The 17445-nt window shown below is 70.0% G+C and carries 14 protein-coding genes; 6 read left to right on the top strand and 8 right to left on the bottom strand.

Annotation, left to right across the window (positions count from 1 at the left end; genetic code table 11):
* Window positions 1–3: 3 nt before the first annotated feature.
* Window positions 4–4179 (bottom strand): HAMP domain-containing protein, encoded by a 4176-nt coding sequence (locus tag ABGB18_RS13400; RefSeq protein ID WP_347695772.1) that lies wholly within the window; start codon window positions 4177–4179, stop codon window positions 4–6.
* 189 nt (window positions 4180–4368) lie between these two features.
* Between ABGB18_RS13400 and ABGB18_RS13395 the strand changes: the two genes are divergently transcribed.
* Window positions 4369–5844 (top strand): GAF domain-containing SpoIIE family protein phosphatase, encoded by a 1476-nt coding sequence (locus ABGB18_RS13395; protein ID WP_347695771.1) that lies wholly within the window; start codon window positions 4369–4371, stop codon window positions 5842–5844.
* A gap of 122 nt (window positions 5845–5966) precedes the next feature.
* Here ABGB18_RS13395 and ABGB18_RS13390 read toward each other — a convergent pair whose 3' ends face one another.
* The 3 genes from ABGB18_RS13390 to rho form a co-directional block, all read right to left on the bottom strand.
* Window positions 5967–7733, bottom strand: coding sequence for a prolyl oligopeptidase family serine peptidase (locus tag ABGB18_RS13390; protein WP_347695770.1), 1767 nt, complete (start codon window positions 7731–7733; stop codon window positions 5967–5969).
* Window positions 7734–7875: 142 nt separating this feature from the next.
* A complete protein-coding gene (locus ABGB18_RS13385) occupies window positions 7876–8916 on the bottom strand; it encodes a putative RNA methyltransferase (RefSeq protein ID WP_347695769.1) in 1041 nt (346 codons plus the stop codon).
* Between the two features lie 98 nt (window positions 8917–9014).
* Entirely contained in the window at window positions 9015–10121 is a 1107-nt protein-coding gene (rho, locus tag ABGB18_RS13380) for a transcription termination factor Rho (protein ID WP_347695768.1), read from the bottom strand.
* A 397-nt stretch (window positions 10122–10518) separates the two neighbouring features.
* On the opposite strand from rho, the gene ABGB18_RS13375 reads away from it, so the two are divergent.
* From ABGB18_RS13375 to ABGB18_RS13365, 3 genes are read left to right on the top strand one after another with little or no spacing between them, the layout of a single operon-like run.
* Window positions 10519–10662 carry a hypothetical protein gene (locus ABGB18_RS13375; RefSeq protein ID WP_171074111.1) on the top strand — a complete coding sequence of 48 codons (144 nt, stop codon included), beginning with the start codon at window positions 10519–10521 and terminating at the stop codon, window positions 10660–10662.
* 9 nt (window positions 10663–10671) lie between these two features.
* Entirely contained in the window at window positions 10672–11412 is a 741-nt protein-coding gene (locus ABGB18_RS13370) for an MBL fold metallo-hydrolase (RefSeq protein ID WP_347695767.1), read from the top strand.
* Between the two features lie 23 nt (window positions 11413–11435).
* Window positions 11436–12305 (top strand): hypothetical protein, encoded by an 870-nt coding sequence (locus ABGB18_RS13365; RefSeq protein WP_347695766.1) that lies wholly within the window; start codon window positions 11436–11438, stop codon window positions 12303–12305.
* A 53-nt stretch (window positions 12306–12358) separates the two neighbouring features.
* On the opposite strand, the gene ABGB18_RS13360 is transcribed toward ABGB18_RS13365, so the two are convergent.
* The gene (locus ABGB18_RS13360) at window positions 12359–14263 is read right to left on the bottom strand and encodes a nitrate- and nitrite sensing domain-containing protein (RefSeq protein WP_347695765.1); all 1905 of its coding nucleotides are present in this window, start codon (window positions 14261–14263) and stop codon (window positions 12359–12361) included.
* Between the two features lie 62 nt (window positions 14264–14325).
* Between ABGB18_RS13360 and ABGB18_RS13355 the strand changes: the two genes are divergently transcribed.
* The gene (locus ABGB18_RS13355) at window positions 14326–14751 is read left to right on the top strand and encodes a hypothetical protein (protein WP_347695764.1); all 426 of its coding nucleotides are present in this window, start codon (window positions 14326–14328) and stop codon (window positions 14749–14751) included.
* Window position 14752: 1 nt separating this feature from the next.
* Here the strand turns inward: ABGB18_RS13355 and ABGB18_RS13350 are convergent, their stop codons facing one another.
* Complete coding sequence (locus tag ABGB18_RS13350; RefSeq protein ID WP_347695763.1) at window positions 14753–15121, bottom strand: hypothetical protein; 369 nt, start codon at window positions 15119–15121, stop codon at window positions 14753–14755.
* Window positions 15122–15194: 73 nt separating this feature from the next.
* On the opposite strand from ABGB18_RS13350, the gene ABGB18_RS13345 reads away from it, so the two are divergent.
* Window positions 15195–15722 carry a DUF6886 family protein gene (locus ABGB18_RS13345; RefSeq protein WP_347695762.1) on the top strand — a complete coding sequence of 176 codons (528 nt, stop codon included), beginning with the start codon at window positions 15195–15197 and terminating at the stop codon, window positions 15720–15722.
* On the opposite strand, the gene ABGB18_RS13340 is transcribed toward ABGB18_RS13345, so the two are convergent.
* Both ABGB18_RS13340 and ABGB18_RS13335 read right to left on the bottom strand, forming a co-directional pair.
* Window positions 15688–16659, bottom strand: coding sequence for a 2-dehydropantoate 2-reductase (locus tag ABGB18_RS13340; protein WP_347695761.1), 972 nt, complete (start codon window positions 16657–16659; stop codon window positions 15688–15690). The two genes, ABGB18_RS13345 and ABGB18_RS13340, sit on opposite strands and share 35 nt — an antisense overlap.
* A gap of 12 nt (window positions 16660–16671) precedes the next feature.
* Window positions 16672–17400, bottom strand: coding sequence for a glycosyltransferase family 2 protein (locus tag ABGB18_RS13335; protein ID WP_347695760.1), 729 nt, complete (start codon window positions 17398–17400; stop codon window positions 16672–16674).
* Window positions 17401–17445: the final 45 nt, after the last annotated feature.

Below are 17445 nucleotides of genomic sequence, written 5' to 3'. Positions count from 1 at the left end.
CGATCACGACCCTTCGACGGATGAGTCGGACGCGGAACCCCGCCCTCGGCTGAGCCAGCCGCGCAGGCGCTCAAGCAGACGGTCCACGTCGACGGGCTTGGGCACGTAGTCGGAGGCACCCGAGGCGATGCTCTTCTCGCGATCACCCCGCATGACCTTGGCGGTCAGCGCGATGATCGGGAGATCCGCGAACTGGGGCATGCGGCGGATCGCCGAGGTCGTGGCCCAGCCGTCCATCTCCGGCATCATGATGTCCATCAGCACGAGCGCGACGTCCTCGTTCCGTTCGAGCTGCTCGATCCCCTCCCGACCGTTTTCAGCGTAGACGACGGTGGAGCCGTGCCGTTCCAGGACGCTGGTCAGCGCGAACACGTTGCGGATGTCGTCGTCCACGATGAGGATCTTGGCACCGTTGAGCGGGTCGTCGCCCTGCCACTGGGCGGGCGTCTCGACCGGCGTCTCGACCAGCTCGGGCATCGGCAGGTCGAGCGGCAGCGGCGGCTCGGGGACCGCGGCCGTGCTCTCCTCGATCGGCGGCGCCATGAGCTGCCGGCGGGCGACGCCTCCGTCGGTCGCGGCCAGCGGCCCGGTGTAGGAGGCGGGCAGGTAGAGCGTGAACGTGCTGCCCTTGCCCAGCTCGCTGTCCACGTGGATCTCGCCGCCCAGCAGCCGGGCGATGTCCCGGCAGATCGCCAGGCCCAGCCCGGTGCCGCCGTATTTGCGGCTGGTCGTGCCGTCGGCCTGCCGGAACGCCTCGAAGATGACGTCCCGCTTGTCGGGCGCGATGCCGATGCCGGTGTCGATCACCTGGAAGGCCAGCAGGTCGGTGGCGTTGTGCAGGGTGTCGTCGTCATATTCGATGCCCGCGGGCGCCGTCGAGACCCGCAGCTTCACCTCGCCCCGCGGCGTGAACTTCACCGCGTTGGACAGCAGGTTGCGCAGCACCTGCTGCAGGCGCTGCTCGTCGGCGCGCAGCTCGTGCGGCACGTCGGTCTCGACGTCCACGGTGAACGACAGCCCCTTGTCCTGCGCCAGCGGCGCGAACGCGGCCTCCAGCAGGTCCACCATCTTCGGCAGCGACACCTGGATCGGGTGGATGTCCATCCGGCCCGCCTCGACCTTCGACAGGTCGAGCATGTCGTTGATCAGCTGGAGCAGCGCGGAGCCGGCGCTGTGGATCGTCCGGGCGAACTCGACCTGCTGCGAGGTCAGGTTGCCCTCGGCGTTCTCGGTGAGCAGCTTGGCCAGCACCAGCAGGCTGTTGAGTGGCGTGCGCAGCTCGTGCGACATGTTCGCGAGGAACTCGGACTTGTAGCGCGAGGACACCGCGAGCTGCTCAGCGCGCTCCTCCAGGGTGCGGCGGGCCTGCTCGATCTGGAAGTTCTGGATCTCGATCGCGCGGTTCTGCTTGGCCAGCAGCGCCGCCTTGTCCTCCAGCTCGGCGTTGGACCTGCGCAGCTCCTCCTGCTGGCGCTGCAGCTCGTCGGAGCGCTCCTGCAGCTCGCGGGTCAGCCGCTGCGACTCGGTCAGCAGATCCTCGGTGCGGGAGTTGGCGATGATCGTGTTCATCGTGACGCCGATGGTCTCGACGAGCTGCGTCAGGAAGTCGAGGTGCACCTCCCCGAACGGCGTGAACGAGGCCAGCTCCAGCACGCCCAGCACCCGGTTCTCGAACAGGATGGGCAGCACCACGATCTGCGCCGGCGTGGACTGGCTGAGCCCGCTGTCGATGGTGATGAACTTCGGCGGCACGTCGTCGAGGATGATGTGCCGGCCCTCGGCCGCCGCCTGGCCGACGATGCCCTCGCCGATCCCGAACCGCTGGCGCGGTCCCCGTTCGGGGCGCACGCCGTAGCCGCCGATGAGGATCAGCTCGTGGTCGCCCCCGGGCTCGATGCCGTAGAAGGCGCCGTAGCGGGCCGACACCAGCGGTGTCAGCTCGCTCATCGTGAGCTTGGCCACCTCCAGCAGGTCGCGGTGGCCCTGCATGAGCCGGGAGATGCGGGCCAGGTTGGACTTGAGCCAGTCCTGCTCCTGGTTGGCCTGGGTGGTCTCGCGGAGGTTGGCCACCATCAGGTTGACGTTGTCCTTCAGCTCCGCCAGCTCGCCCTGCGCCTCGACCGCGATCGACCGGGTCAGGTCGCCGCGCGCCACGGCGCTGGTCACGGTGGCGATGGCGCGGACCTGCGTGGTGAGGTTGCCGGCCAGCTCGTTGACGCTCTCGGTGAGCCGCTTCCACGTGCCCTCGACGCCCTCGACCCGCGCCTGGCCGCCGAGCTGCCCTTCCGAGCCCACCTCGCGGGCGACTCGGGTGACCTCGGAGGCGAACGACGAGAGCTGGTCCACCATGCGGTTGATGGTGGTCTTGAGCGCCAGGATCTCGCCCTGGGCGTCCACGTCGATCTTGCGGGTGAGGTCGCCGTTGGCCACGGCCGTGGTCACCTCGGCGATGTTGCGCACCTGATAGGTCAGGTTGTTCGCCATGAAGTTGACGTTGTCGGTGAGGTCCTTCCACACACCCGACACGCCCTGCACCCGCGCCTGGCCGCCGAGCTGCCCCTGCGTGCCCACCTCGCGGGCCACCCGGGTGACCTCGTCGGCGAAGGACGAGAGCTGGTCGACCATCGTGTTGAGGGTGTCCTTGAGCTGCAGGATCTCGCCCTGCGCGTCAACCGTGATCTTCTTCGACAGGTTGCCCTGGGCCACCGCCGACGACACCGCCGCGATCTGGCGTACCTGGGAGGTCAGGTTGTTGGCCATCGAGTTGACGTTTTCCGTGAGGTCCTTCCAGACCCCGGACACACCCCGCACCTGGGCCTGGCCGCCGAGCTGGCCCTCGGTGCCGACCTCACGGGCGACTCGCGTCACCTCGGAGGCGAACGACGAGAGCTGCTCGACCATCGTGTTCATGGTGGACTTGAGCTCCAGGATCTCGCCCTGGGCGTCCACGTCGATCTTGCGGGTGAGGTCGCCGTTGGCCACGGCCGTGGTCACCTGGGCGATGTTGCGCACCTGGTAGGTCAGGTTGTTGGCCATCGAGTTGACGTTGTCGGTGAGGTCCTTCCAGACGCCCGACACGCCCTTCACCTCGGCGCGACCGCCCAGCTTGCCCTCGGTGCCGACCTCGCGGGCGACCCGGGTGACCTCGTCGGCGAAGGACGAGAGCTGGTCGACCATCGTGTTGAGGGTGTCCTTGAGCTGCAGGATCTCGCCCTGGGCATCGACGTTGATCTTCTTCGACAGGTTGCCCTGGGCCACCGCGGTCGCCACGGTCGCGATGCTGCGCACCTGGGAGGTGAGGTTGTTGGCCATGAAGTTGACGTTGTCCGTCAGGTCCTTCCAGACCCCGGACACACCCGTCACCTGCGCCTGGCCGCCGAGCTGGCCTTCCGTGCCCACCTCGCGGGCGACCCGGGTCACCTCTTCGGCGAAGCCGGACAACTGGTCGACCATCGTGTTGACGGTGTTCTTCAGCTCGAACATCTCGCCCACGGCGTCGACCGTCACCTTACGGCTCAGGTCGCCCTTGGCCACCGCGGTGGTCACGACCGCGATGTCGCGCACCTGAGCGGCCACGCGCGAGGACATCGTGTTGACCGCCTCGGTGAGGTCGCGCCAGCTCCCCGACATGCCGCGCAGGTTGGCGCTGCCGCCCAGCCTGCCCTCCGTGCCCGCTTCACGCGCCACCCTGGTCACCTCGGAGTTGAACAGGGCGAGCTGGTCCACCATGCCGTTGATGGCCTTGCCCAGCCGGCGCACCTCGCCGCGGGCCGACCGGTCGAGGTCGATGCGCCGTGACAGGTCGCCCTTGGCGACCGCGTCGATCACGTCGGCCGCGCCGCTCACGGGGCTCACCAGGGCGTCGATCAGCATGTTGACCGACTCGACGCTCTCGGCCCAGGCACCGACACCTGGTCCGGGGGTCAGCCGTTCGCTGAACCGGCCCTCCTTGACGACTTCCTTGCGTACGCGTACGAGCTCGTTCGCGAGGTGTTCGCGGCGGTCGGCCACTTCGTTGAGCAGCAGCCGGACCTCGCTGAGGATGCCGGGGGGAGCATGAGGAACCCGGCGCCGGAAGTCACCGTCACGCCAGGAGAAGAGGGTCTCGAGGATGGGCACGAGATCCGATTCGGTGTAGGTCCTCTCCTCCGGGGTCGGTGCGGCCTTGGCCGTGGTCATGGGGCCTCCTTCACTCGCTGCGGGCTCCGGCGAGTGATTCAAGTCTGTCACGATGAGTAGCTCGTAGTCCTGTCCTTGGATTTACCCCAAGTCAGCGGGAAGTGTGGTAGGCACGTGGGGATGACTGCTTCTCCCCATGCGGTGCTCGCTGCGACGTTCGCGCCAGGCGAGACCGCGGTGACTGCTGCGATGAGGTTCACGCGCGAGGTGATGACCGCGTGGGCCACCGGTGGCATGCTCCACACCGCCGAGCAGGTCGTGGGAGAACTGGCGGAGCAGGTCGCTGACGAGCCGTTTGAGGTTATCTGGAAGCATTTCGGGGATGCGGTACAGGTCGAGTTGCGGCAGCGCAGTCTCTCGCAGAGCGATCCAAAAGCCCCTTCCGTCGTTGTCGAGGAGTGGGGAGTCACCTTTGCGGGCGAGTCCCGTGTCCACTGGGCTAGGCTCACGCTACCTGGCTCCGCGGACCGAGTGGCGGCCGAATGGCTGGAGGAGAGCGCCAGGGGGCCACATTGGCTGGGGTTCCTGGCTGACGCGAGCGACCTGCTCGCGGGCACCCTCGACCCCGACATGGTGCCCGCCATCATCGCCCAGGTCGTGGTGCCGCGGCTGGCGGGCTGGTGCGCCGTCTACACCTCCGACGACCCCGTGGGGCCGCCGCGGCTGGTCTATCTCTGGCACGCCGACGAGGCCAGGATCGACGGCCTGCGCGAGCAGCTCGCCGAGATGGACGTCACCGCCGCCGACACCCGGGTCACCTCGGCGCTCCACCTGCCCGACGCGCAGGTGCTCGCGGTCCCGCTGACCGCCCGCGGCCGCAGCCTCGGCCTGATGTGCCTGGGCAGGTCCGACCGTTTCCCCGACGACGTCATCCAGTTCGCCGAGGACATCGGCAGGCGCGCCGCCCTGGCCATGGACAACGCCCGCCTCTACGCCCAGCAGGCCGCCGCCAACCGCGCGCTCCAGCGCAGCCTGCTGCCGCCCAACGAGCCCGAGGTGCCGGGGCTCGACTACGGCGTCATCTATGAGCCCGCCGGCGAGGCCAACGAGGTCGGCGGCGACTTCTACGACCTGTTCAAGGCGGGTGACGACTGCTGGCGGTTCGCGATCGGCGACGTCTGCGGGACCGGCCCGGAGGCCGCCGCCGTGACCGGGCTGGCCCGCCACACGCTCCGGTTGCTCGCCCGGGAGGGCTACGGCGTCGCTGCCGTGCTGGGGCGGCTCAACCAGGCGATCCTGGAGGAGGGGGAACGGGCGAGGTTCCTCACGCTGCTGCACGGCGACATCACCCCCGTGGAGAGCGGGCTGGAGGTGCGCCTGGTGTCGGCCGGCCATCCCGAGGCGCTGCGGCTCAAGCCGAGCGGCCAGGTGGAGGCGGTGACCACGCCGCAGTCGTTGCTCGGGGTGTTCCACGAGGTCATGTTCGAGGCCGACACCGTCCATCTGGCGCACGGCGATGTGCTACTGGCCGTCACGGACGGGGTGACCGAGCGGCGCTCCGGCGGGCGGCTGCTCGACGACGACGGCGGCCTGGCCAAGCTGCTGGCCGAGTGCGCCGGGCTGTCGGCCAGGGCGGTGGCCGAGCGCATCCGCAGGGGCGCGGCCGAGTTCGCCTCGGAGCCCAGCGCGGACGACCTGGCGATCCTGGTCCTGCGCGCCCGCTGATCCGCCTTCCATACGCCCGCACCGCTGGTCCGCCCCGCATGCGTCCGCTCGCGCGCGTTCGGTGGTCGCTGCCGTGGGGTCGTCGAGTTCGTCGGTCACGCCGCCGGGGGGCACGGGGTTGGTCAGTGGGGGTTGACGTGTTTTCGCGCGAAGTCGAGCTGGAGGGCCGTCTGCGTGATCCGTTCGGACACCACCAGGGAGCCGTGGATCGCGTCGTAGGTGTAGACCTCGTGTTCCCGTCCGTGTTCGGCGAGCTTGGCCACGTATTTCTCGATCTGGCGCAGCGGGCAACGCGTGTCGTTCTCGCCGGCGAGGATCAGCAGCGGGCTCTTCACCTGGTCCGCGTAGGTGATCGGGGAGCTGGCCGCATAGCGCTCCGGCTGCTCGTCGGGGGAGCCGCCGAGCAGGACGCGGTGGAAGGCGCGCAGGCTCTCCGCCTCGTCCTCGTACGAGGTCTGGTGGCAGGCGATGGGCACCGCCGCGATGCCGGCCGCCCACAGGCCGGGCTGGGTGCCGAGGCCGAGGAGGGTGAGGTAGCCGCCCCAGGCCGAGCCCGCCAGCACCATCCTGGCCGGGTCGGAGATGCCGCGGGCGACCACGCACTGGTGCACGGCGGCCACGTCGGCGAGCTCGATGTGCCCCACGTCGCCGTGCAGCGCGTCGCGCCAGGCCGGGCCGTAGCCGGTCGAGCCGCGGTAGTTGACCCGCACCACCGCGAACCCCGCGTCCACCCAGGCCGCGACCTCGGGCGAGAACGCGTCGCGGTCGTGCGCCGTGGGGCCGCCGTGCAGCAGGAAGACGGTGGGGTAGGGGGCGGCGCCCGTTTCCGGCTTGGAGACCAACGCGTGGATGAGGCCGCCCTCGCCCTCGACGTCGATGTCCTCGACGGGGACGCTCGGCGGGGCGGGCGGGCCGCTGGGGTTGATCACGACCTGGCCGTTGCTCGACCGGATGACCGGTGGCCTGGACGCGCTCGACCAGGAGTATTCGACGTGGCCGCCGGGCCGGGGCAGCGCCTGCTCGATCACGCCGTGCGGGGTCTCGATGAGGGTCAGGCCGCCGCCCGCGAGGTCGTAGCGGTGCAGGTAGCTGCGGCCCCGGCTGTCGCGCATGATCAGCAGGCCGCGGCCGTCGTCGTACCACTCGGCGTCCAGGTCGCCGGAGTCGCGCAGCCAGATCTCGCGCTGCTCGCCGGTCGCCGGGTCCCAGACCAGGGGCTCGTGGCGGTGGCGGCGCTCGTGCAGGGCGAGCAGCCGGCGGTCGCCTGCCACCGGGGCGAAGCTGAGGCCGACCACGCCCTTGGTGGGGCCGTCGTAGAGCTCGCCGACCTGGTCGCCGGACTGGCGTACGACGCGGAGCGCCGGGTGGCGGAAGTCGCCGTACTCGCCGTGGTTGATCGCGATGAGCGAGCCGTCGAGGGACATGTCGGCCACCCAGGCCGCCTCGGCGTGCTCGTACAGCAGCCTGGCGGGCTCGCCCGCGCTCACGAGGTGGATGCGGAACGTGCCCTCACTGGCCATGCTGATCGCCGCCATGCCGGTCGTGGACATCGCGATGCCACCGGGCTGGCCCGGCGGCAGATCGGGCGCGACCAGCTCGTCGGGGCCGCCGGTGAACGGCTGGCGCCACCACACGCCGAACTCGTCGCCGTCGGTGTCGGCGAACCAGTAGATCCACTGGCCGGTGGGGTCGATGGCGGCGTGCGCCGTGCCCTTGGGCCGGTCGGTGACCTGGCGGGTGGCGCCGGTCACGCGGTCCCAGGCATAGACCTCCCACGTGCCGGTCGCGTTGGAGCGGTAGATGGAGCGGTTCGGGGCCTGGCGCGCCCAGGACGGCAGCGTCATGCCTGAGGCCCGGAACCTGGCCTGCCAGCGTTCCTCCGCCTTCATCCGGTGCCCCCTCCCTTTGATGTCCCGCGCCTCGGGGCGAGGGATGCCGTCCAGTATTGCGCCTGCGGCGGGGAAATACTTAGGGAATGTGGGGGAATTTCGGACTAAATGCCCCATCAGTAACACCAGTCGCACATGCCCGTCAAGAAACTGACCTTGATCGGGATACGGGTTGGAACGTAGACAGGTGAAAGGCCGCGCGCGTTACTGCTTTTTCGCTGCCTTTTCCGCCGTTCCTGTACAGGTATCCCGCGATTCGATCATTAAGCTCGGCCTCGTCCGTATGCCACGCGCTCGGGCCCATGCCGATCACCTGGGCGATATCGTCACGCCCCAGCTCCATCCCGAACTCGATCGAGCGCCGTCCCGTCTCGACGAAACCCTCCATGCTGCGCGCCACCCTCAGATCCTTCTCCTCGTCCACGGAGAGCAGGCCCAGCTCCTCGACCAGCGGGCTCAGGTGCGTCCTGTCAGGCGTGACCACCACCACGACCCCGTCCGGCCGCAGGATCCTGCGGAACTCGGGCCCGTTGCGGGGCGCGAACACGTCGATCACCACATCCGCCACCCCATCCCGGATGGGTAGCGGCCGCCAGACGTCCGCCACGAACGCCCCCACCCTCGGATGCGCCCGCGCCGCCCGGCGTACAGCGTGCTTGGACACATCGAACGCCATCCCGATGCCGCCGTTCACCGCGTCGAGCGCGGCCACCAGATAGTGTCCGGTGCCCGCGCCGGCGTCGACGATCACCGGCGCGGTCCAGCCCTCCGCGCGACGACCCTCGACGAACTCCGGCTCCCGGCCGGGACCTCGCGGTCCCGCGCCGTCACCGGCCTGCACTCCCGCCCCACGGTACGCCCTCAGCTTCCCGCCGTCATTCGTTTCGGTAGAAGGCTCATGTTCTGTTGGAACGTTCTCGGCGGCCGTGTGCTCCCGCACCGCCTCCGCCACGGCCCTGGCCAGCGGGGCGTAGTGCCCGGCCGTCAGGAACCGGGCCCGCGCGTCCACCATGGCCGCGCTGTCGGCGGTCCCCGGCGGCCTGGACCCGACGAGCAGGCTGACGTATCCCTGCCTGGCCACGTCGAAGGCGTGCCCGCGGGCGCAGCGGAGCGCGGTCTCGCCCAGCCGCAGGTCGGTGCGGCAGACGGGGCAGATCAGGTATTCGACGATGTCGGCCAGCATGCGCCCATTCTCGTGGACCGCCGCCACGGGAGATCAGGCGGTGGTGCCCGGAAGGCGGGCCGGCGTCCCCGGGAGCTCAGACGGCGTCTCCGGGGGGCTCAGGCGGCGGCCTCAAGGAGGAAGGCGGCGTTGGACGGGGTTTCGCGCAGCTTGCCGATCAGGAGCTCGAGCCCCTGCTGCCGCTCCAGCCCGCCGAGCATCCGCCGCAGCCGCCAGACCACCTGCCGCTCCTGGGCGGACAGCAGGATCTCCTCGCGCCGGGTGCCGGAGGCGTCCAGGTCCACGGCCGGGAACAGCCGCCGCTCCGCCAGCTCCCTGGCCAGGTGCAGCTCCATGTTCCCGGTGCCCTTGAACTCCTCGTACAGGTTGTTGTCCATCCGCGACCCCGTGTCCACCAGGGCGCTGGCGAGGATGGTGAGGGAGCCGCCGCCCTCGACGTTGCGGGCGGCGCCGAAGAAGCGCTTGACCGGATACAGGGCCCGGGCGTCGATCCCGCCGGTGAGCACGCGCCCCGAGCCGGGCGGCGTCACGTTGTTGTAGGCCCTTCCCAGCCGTGTCAGCGAGTCCAGCAGCAGCACCACGTCCCGGCCGGCCTCCACGAGCCGCTTGGCCCGCTCGATGGCCAGTTCGGCGATGGCGGTGTGGTCGCGGTCGGGATGGTCGAAGGTCGAGCTGAAGATCTCGCCCTCGATACTGGCGCGCATCTCGGTGACCTCCTCGGGCCGCTCGCCCACGAGCAGGACCATGAGGTGCACCTCGGGGTGGTTGCGGGTGATCCCGGCGGCCAGCGCCTGCAGGACCATGGTCTTGCCGGCCTTGGGCGGTGCCACGATGAGCCCGCGCTGCCCCTTGCCGATGGGGGCGACCAGGTCGATGACTCGGGTGCTGAGCGACTCCGTCTCGATGTTGAGCCGCTGGTCCGGATGGACGGGTGTCAGGTCGGCGAAGCGGGGGCGGCCACGCCACCGCGCGGCGCCGTTGACGGATTCGACGCCGACGAACTTGCCGCCGGCGTAGGAGGCCACGACGTGGTCGCCGGGGCGCAGGTCGTACTGCCGGACGCGGTCCGGCGGCAGGCGTAGGTCGTCGGGCCCCGGGAGGTGCCCGGCCCGGATGAACGCGGATTTCTCGCGTACGTCCAGGAGACCGCTCACCTGCCGGATGGCCACGTCCGCACGCTGCTCAGGAATGGTGTGCACAGACATGATGAACCTCTTGGGGGTGTGCGCCGAAGGCGACGGCGCGTGAAGTGATGAAAACCGGCCGGCCTCGGAACGACACCCGAGAGCGGGCTGGGAAATGAAGATCGGCGGAGCTGAAAAAGCTCAACGCTCACTGGCAAGGTACCACACGATCCGACTCAGTCAACGCCTAGCCCGCTTGGACTATTCCCGGGCGGTTCTCCGGCTTTCGCCCGCGAACGCGGGACAGGCACGTGACAATGTTCTTCACGGCACCGTACTGCGTGGAAAATTACCGTGGCCGGTGTTCCGAAGGGCACAGAACCCCCATCGGCGCAGCGTCATCGTGTCAAGTGGCATGCAGGATCCCTGCAACTCGGTGAGGGTTCCATAGACCAACGAAACTCCTTGGGGGAGCACCATGAAGACCGTCAACCGCTGCCCGCGGTGCCACCACGAGCTCGACGAAGGCCCGATCATGTACAGGTGCGCGCACTGTTGCCGCGCCGTCTACGCCGCCGACCTCGAGAACGAGTACGTTCCGCGCGAGCCCGTCGCCGCGTAGCCTGGCCGGGTGCCACACCGATCGATCAACGTGTCCGGCGTCGAGGTGACCCCGCTCTGCGACGCCGTGGGTCCCATGGGGGCGGCGATCAGCCGCCCGCTCGCCGAGCTGTTCGCCGGTTCAGACCTCCCGGACGAGCCGTGGGTCCTGCACTTCCACTGCTACCTGCTGCGTGACGCGGAAGGCCGGCTGACCCTCGTCGACACCGGCATCGGTGGCGAGCAGTCACCGGCGTCCAGTTGGGCGCCGGTCCCCGGCGCGCTGACCGGCGAACTCGCCGCCGCGGGCGTCACACCCGCCGAGATCGGCACGGTCATCCTCACTCACCTGCACAGCGACCACGCCTCGGGCGCGGTCGCCGGTGGCGAGCCGGCGTTCGCGAACGCCCGTTACGTGCTCCAGCAGGCCGAGCTCGACGCGGCTCGCGGCCAGGTGCTGGACCAGGTCGTCACGGTCATCAAGGACCGGTTGCACGTCGTCGAGGGCGACGCCGAGATCGTGCCGGGCATACGCGTGCACCTGGCGCCGGGGCACACCCCGGGCCACCAGATCGCCCGGGTCGGTGACGTCGCCATGACCGGCGACCTCGTGCACCACCCCGTCCAGCTGGCTGACCCGGAGATCCGCTACCTCTACGACGACGACGGCGAGACCGCCGCCCGAGTCCGGGCGGAGGTGCTCGGCACGCTCAGGGACGAGCGGGCGATTCTCGCGACGTCGCACTTCAGCGAGCCTTTCCTGCGTTTGTGAGCCGCTCGGGCAACATGAGCCTCATGAGGATTCGTGTTGTCGCAGGCGCCGCGCTCGGCGCCGTGCTGGTGGCCGCGCCGGGCGCGACGGCCACCGTACCGGCTCAGCTCTCGGGCGCCGCCGTCTACGCGAGCGCGGCCAACCAGCTCAGCCGGTACACCGCAGGCGAGTGGGCCACGCTGGCCAGGACCGGCAACCTGCCGCAGTTCGCCGCCTCGCCCGACGGCAGGAAGGCGGCCTGGGTCACGTCGGACGGCTGGCTGCAGGTCAGGCAGGAGGGCAAGACCCTCACGCTCGTCAGCGGGATCCAGGGGGGCACGCCGTGCCTCACCCCGGTCTGGTCGCCCAACTCGGAGCGGGTCGCGTACGGGGGCGGCGGCAACACGGTCATGTCCGTCCGGGCCGACGGCACCGGCGCCCCGCACAAGCTGGGCACCACGGAGGGCATCTGCCACCTCGCCTGGGCGGCTAACGGCCGCTACCTGGCCGGCTACACCGGCGAGGCCGACGGCCTCTACCGGCTCGACACGACGACGGGCAAGGCCGTCAGGGTCAAGGGCGTCGATCTCGTCACGCACGTGCAGAGCGTGTCCCCGGACGGGCGCAAGGCGGTCGTGGAGTTCCCGCGAAACCCCGACGCGCTCGGCGACGGCGGCTGGCCCGCCTGGTTCAAGCCGGTCGTCGTGGACATGGTGACCGGCAAGCGGTACACCCCGCAGGTCAAGGGCCGCCTGCTGGGGGCCTCCTACCTGGCCGACGGGCGCCTGGTGGTGCGGGTGGCCGGTCAGGAGAACAACACGCTGGTCGTGCTCGACGAGGCGGGCCAGGAGGTCCAGCGCATCGCCGAGCCGTCCAAGGCCAGAAAGCAGGCGCTGCTCCAGGTCCTGTCGTAAGAGTCCTGTCGTAAGAGTCCGGTCGGCGGGCAGGCCGTGAGAGGGCAGGAGGACTACCGGCCGCTCAGCGCGGGCTGGTCGGCGAGCAGGGACGTGGGCAGCGCGACCATCGCCGTCAGGCCGCCGTACGGGGAGGGCGCCAGAGTGACCTTGATGCCGTGCCTGGCCGCCAGCCTGCTCACCACGAACAGGCCGAGCCGGTCACTCTGCGCCAGGTCGAACTCCGGCGTCAGCGTCAGCCGGTCGTTGAGCGCGTCGAGCTCGGCGCGCGGCAGGCCGAGCCCGCGGTCCTCGATCTCGATCATGAGACCGTGCGGCGTGGTCGAGCTGCGCAGGTCCACTCTGGTCTGCGGCGGGGAGAACAGGGTGGCGTTCTCGACCAGTTCGGCCAGCAGGTGGGCCACGTCGGTGACCGCCGCGCCGAGGAGCGCGAGCGGTGGCGGCTGTAGCACCTCGACCCGCTCGTACTCCTCCACCTCGGCGACGGCCGCGCGCATCACGTCGAGGATCGGCACCGGGTTCCGCCACGAGCGCCCGGGAACCTGGTCCGACAGGATGATGAGGCTCTCGGCGTGCCTGCGCATGCGGGTGGTGAGGTGGTCGAGCTTGAACAGGTCCGCCAGCGTCTCGGGCTCCTCGGTGGCCCGCTCCATGTTGTCGAGCTGGAGGAGCTGGCGGTGCAGCAGCGACTGGTTGCGCCGGGCCAGGTTGACGAAGACCTGGCTGACGCCGTGCCGCAGCCTGGCCTGGCCCAGTGCGGCCTCGATGGCCGTGGACTGCACGTCGTTGAAGGCCCGCACGATGTCCTGGACCTCGGCGGTACGGGCCTTGACCCGCACCGGAGCCGTCTCGGAGGCCGTGGGCGGGTCCACGTTCGTGCGCAGCCGCTCGACCAGCCCGGCCAGCCGCACCTCGGCCAGCTCGGTGGCGGCGTCGCGGAGCCCGGCCAGCTCGCGTACCAGGCGCTTGCGGAAGCGGAGCGAGAGCATGATCGAGGAGACGACGACGAGGAGGCCCAGGCCGCCCGCCACGCCGATCTTGATGAGCAGGCCGACGGCCGCCGGGGTGACCCGCCGCACGATGTTGTCCGTGGCCACCGCCTGCTCGCGCTCGACCGCCGCCCACAGGTTCTGGCCGTCCACCGGCCAGGTGGCGGCCGCGGCGGGCAGGCCGTTCGTGGCCGCCTGGCCCCTGATGGCCTCCTCGGCCTTCAGGAACTCCTGGTAGACGGGGGAGCCGGCCAGCCGGTCGAACGGCCCGCGCAGCTCCTGGTCCAGGTACGACACCGCCTGCGAGAAGAGCAGCCGCCGGGTGGCGACCATGCCCGTGAACGTCTCCCGCTCCCTGGGCTCCACCCTGCCCGCGGCCCGCACCACGGCGATCATCGCCCGCTCCCTGGACAGCATGTCCATGGCCTCGCCCAGCATGGTCACCGCCCTGGCCTGCTGGTAGAGGGCCATGTCGGGCACCAGCACCATGGCGTCGTACATGCGGAAGGAGGCGTCCACGACCTGGCTGTAGCTGTCGATGACGTCGAGCGGCGAGACGGACATGCCGTCCACGTCGCGGCGGACCTCAGCGAGCTGGTCGATCCGGTGGTTCACCGTGATGAGCTGCTCGGTCATCTCGGGTGAGAGGTTGCGCATGCTCCCGGACAGCCGGCGGAACGTGCCGGCCGCCCGGTCGGTCTCGCCCCGCTGCCTGGTCAGCTTGTCCGCCCCCTGGCCGCCGCTGACCAGGAACTCGACGGAGGCCAGCCGCTCGTACTGCAACTCGGTGGTCACCACGCCCGACGGAGTGGCCAGGTTGTTCGCCAGGTCGTTGATGGCGAGCAGGCGCAGGCCGTCGCCGCCGGTCAGGCCCGCCGCGAACGCCCACAGCCCGACCAGGGACAGTAGTGGGACCAGCAGGAGGATGAGTAGCTTCAGTGCGATAGGACGGCCACGCGTGGGGGGCATGCGACCTCCGAGTGCATGATGAGATCGCCTCGCAGAGTACACCCCCCTTTGGAAGGATTTCTGTGCGTCTTCCGCGTTCTTTCGCCGGCTGGACCATCGCGATCTTCGGAATCCTCGCCTTCGCACTCGGCCTGCTCGGGCTGATCTCTCCCGGAACGCTACTGGTCATGCTCGGTTTCGAGGTGCTCGACGTACGGCCCAGCGGCGACTACACGCTGGTCTATATGGCCGCCTCGTCAATGGCGGCGGTGAACATGGGCGTTTATTACATGTTCGCCGCGTCGGCGAACTACACGCCGTTCTTCCGCTGGACGGTACCGTTCAGGCTCGTCACGTTCACGGTGTTCACCACGCTGGTGGTGACCGGGGCGGCGCCGGCCGAGTTCTTCGGCGTCGGGCTCTGGGAGGGGCTGGGCGCCGTGATCACCGGGTTCGCGCTCTGGCGGGAGGGCAACCTGCTGCCCTCCCGCCGAAGTGCCGCCGCGTGAGTCACTTCTTCTCGGTGCCACGCGCCACGAGCCGGTCACCGGCGACGGTGTCGTGCTCGCGGTCGTGCTCGTGTTCCAGTTGCCGTTCGAGGTCGCGCTTCTCTTCCTCCAGCTGGGCCACCCGGCTGGAGGCCTCGGCCCTGGCACTGCGCAGTCTGCGGTGGCGTCTGGCCGTCCGGCGGGAGCCCGAGGCCAGCAGCCAGATACCGAGCAGCAGGCAGACCGCCGCCGCTGCTCCGGTGAGGAACATCTCCACGTGGTTGAGCTCGAAGGTGTACCCGAACAGGAGATACCTGGAGCTCTCCTCAGTGAGGACCAAGGCGACCGCGCCGCCGGCGAGCAGGACCAGGATCAGTCCCAGTAAAGTCATCCAACTCACCCCTTGTCGTCAGGCGAATACCAACTGCCCGGAGATCGACGGGGTATGCGCCATGATGGCGTTCATGAGACCCGAGCGGGGGGAGGTCCTGCACTTCTCCGAGGACCCGACCATCGAATGTTTCGTTCCGCACGTCGCGGTGACGGCCGCGCAGCGCGAGCCGTACGTCTGGGCGGTCGGCCCCGAGCGCTGCCCCGACTACTGGTTCCCGCGTGACTGCCCGCGGGCGATGGCCTGGGCCGGGCCGGACACCACCGATGAGGACGCGGCCCGGATCATCGGCTCCGGCTGCGGCGAGCGGGTGCACGCCATCGAGTACGGCTGGCTCAAGGCGCTCATGGACGTGCGGCTCTACGCCTACCGCCTGCCCGCCGACGAGTTCGAGCCGATCGGCGACCCGCCCCACGCCGTGGTCTCACGGGTGCCCGTGACGCCGCTGGGCCCGCCCGAGCCCGTCCCCGATCTGTTCGGCCTGCACGAGGAGGCGGGCATCCAGCTCAGGGTGCTGAACAGCCTGTGGCCGTTCTGGAACGAGGTGACGGCCAGCACCCTGGAGTTCAGTGGGATCCGGCTGCGGAACGCTCGTCGATGAGGGCGAGCAGCCGGTCCATCGGCATCGCGCCGGGCTGAAGTCTCTCCCGGGCGAACCGGTCGGCCTCACGCCGCAGCACCTCGTTGACCGGGGTGGGCACGCCGTGCAGGCGGCCGAGCAGGACGATCTCGCCGTTGAGATAGTCGGCCTCGATCGAGCCGCTGCCCCTGGCCAGGCTCTGCCACGACGACCCGCCGCCGCGCTTGGAGCCCTCGATGGGCCGGACGTTCACCTGGTCGCCGCGCGACTCCGCCTCCTCCTCGGGCGTGGCGTGCTCGATGCCGGCCACGCGCAGGACGGTCACGGCCTCTTCCCTGGCGCGCCGGAGCACGTCCTCCCGGCCGGGTACGTGGCCGAGCAGGGCCTCCACGGCGTTGCCCAGGTTGCCGAGCAGCTTGCCGTATTTCCAGCGCATGACGTCGGGTGTGGCCCGGGCCACCAGGCCGTGCTTGCCGAGGTCGTCGACGATTCGGGTGGTCAGCTCGTCCACACCCTGTGGATAGCGGCCGACGTGCAGCATGCCGGAGTTGGGGTGTCCGTACGCCTCCACGAGGCCGGGCTCCATGTGCTGGGCGGGCAACCACACGCACATGCCGTAGACGCGCTCGAACCGCCGCAGGACCATGCGCTCGTTGTCGACGCCGTTCTGCGCGCAGACCACCGGCAGGTCGGACGTCCAGGGGGCCAGCGCGGCGATCGTGTCCTGCGACTTGGTGGCCAGGATGAGCACGTCGTCGTCGCGCGTCGGGACGGGGCCGTCGGCGGCGGGGATCCGCAGGGTTTCGTCGGAGTCGGGGGTGACCAGGCGCAGGCCGTCCCGCCTTAGGACCTCGTAGTGGGCGCCCCTCGCGATGAGGAGGACATCGTGCCCGCCCTGGTGAAGGCGGGCTCCGATGGTCCCCCCGACTGCCCCTGCTCCGATCACTATGTAGCGCATTGTCCAAGGATGTCACTCTGCGAGTGCTACCTGGGCCCCTGTGGTCACGGCGGTGCCGCGGGCCCTCTCCCGCAGGATCGTCCTGAGCACGCGCCAGCCGTCGCGCAGGGCGTGCAGGTTGCTCTCGCCGTGGATCCGGCAGCGCTCGTGGCTGGGGACCTCGCGGATGACGAGGCCGGCCTGGGCGGCGCGGACGTTCATCAGGGTCTCGATCTCGAAGCCGTCGCAGTCGAGGTCGAGGGCATCGAGGTGGCGGGCCCAGAAGGCGTTGTAGCCGTAGCAGAGGTCGGTGTAGCGGGTGCCGTAGAGGAGGTTCGTCATCGCGGTGAGGAACCTGTTGCCGAGCGAGCGGATCGGGCTGAGGTCGTCCGAGCCGCCGCCGGGGGCGTAGCGGGAGCCCTTGGCGAAGTCGGCGCCGTTGATGAGGGTGGTGACGAAGGAGCGGATCTCCCGGCCGTCGGTGGAGCCATCGGCGTCGATCATGACGAGGATGTCGCCGCGGGCGGCCTGGAAGCCCTCGATGAGCGCGTTGCCTTTACCGCGCCGCGTCTGCACGACGACCTTGAGGTCGGGGCGGAGCCTGCGCGCGACGGCGACGGTGTCGTCGGTCGAGTTGCCGTCGACCAGGATCACCTCGTCGATCCACTTGGGCAGCGTCGCGAAGACGTGGGGGAGGTTCTCGGCCTCGTTCATCGCAGGAACGATGACACTGACGCTGGCGGCGAAAGGCTGGTTGTTCATGGATTCAAGTTGCGCCGCCACACATGCAATTCACTTGAAGGCACC

Source organism: Nonomuraea sp. B12E4 (assembly GCF_039871825.1).
Lineage (GTDB): Bacteria > Actinomycetota > Actinomycetes > Streptosporangiales > Streptosporangiaceae > Nonomuraea.
The sequence above is the reverse complement of the archived record's forward strand: the minus strand, read 5'-3'. Positions and strand labels throughout refer to the sequence as shown.

Coding starts and splice junctions, on each gene's coding strand:
- ABGB18_RS13345 (WP_347695762.1), top strand. CDS start 15,195: ATGAGACCCGAGCGGGGGGAGGTCCTGCACTTCTCCGAGGACCCGACC.
- ABGB18_RS13385 (WP_347695769.1), bottom strand. CDS start 8,916: ATGCTGGCCGACATCGTCGAATACCTGATCTGCCCCGTCTGCCGCACC.
- ABGB18_RS13390 (WP_347695770.1), bottom strand. CDS start 7,733: ATGAAGGCGGAGGAACGCTGGCAGGCCAGGTTCCGGGCCTCAGGCATG.
- ABGB18_RS13335 (WP_347695760.1), bottom strand. CDS start 17,400: ATGAACAACCAGCCTTTCGCCGCCAGCGTCAGTGTCATCGTTCCTGCG.
- ABGB18_RS13360 (WP_347695765.1), bottom strand. CDS start 14,263: ATGCCCCCCACGCGTGGCCGTCCTATCGCACTGAAGCTACTCATCCTC.
- ABGB18_RS13400 (WP_347695772.1), bottom strand. CDS start 4,179: ATGACCACGGCCAAGGCCGCACCGACCCCGGAGGAGAGGACCTACACC.
- ABGB18_RS13350 (WP_347695763.1), bottom strand. CDS start 15,121: ATGACTTTACTGGGACTGATCCTGGTCCTGCTCGCCGGCGGCGCGGTC.
- ABGB18_RS13340 (WP_347695761.1), bottom strand. CDS start 16,659: ATGCGCTACATAGTGATCGGAGCAGGGGCAGTCGGGGGGACCATCGGA.
- ABGB18_RS13395 (WP_347695771.1), top strand. CDS start 4,369: ATGAGGTTCACGCGCGAGGTGATGACCGCGTGGGCCACCGGTGGCATG.
- ABGB18_RS13375 (WP_171074111.1), top strand. CDS start 10,519: ATGAAGACCGTCAACCGCTGCCCGCGGTGCCACCACGAGCTCGACGAA.
- rho (WP_347695768.1), bottom strand. CDS start 10,121: ATGTCTGTGCACACCATTCCTGAGCAGCGTGCGGACGTGGCCATCCGG.
- ABGB18_RS13365 (WP_347695766.1), top strand. CDS start 11,436: ATGAGGATTCGTGTTGTCGCAGGCGCCGCGCTCGGCGCCGTGCTGGTG.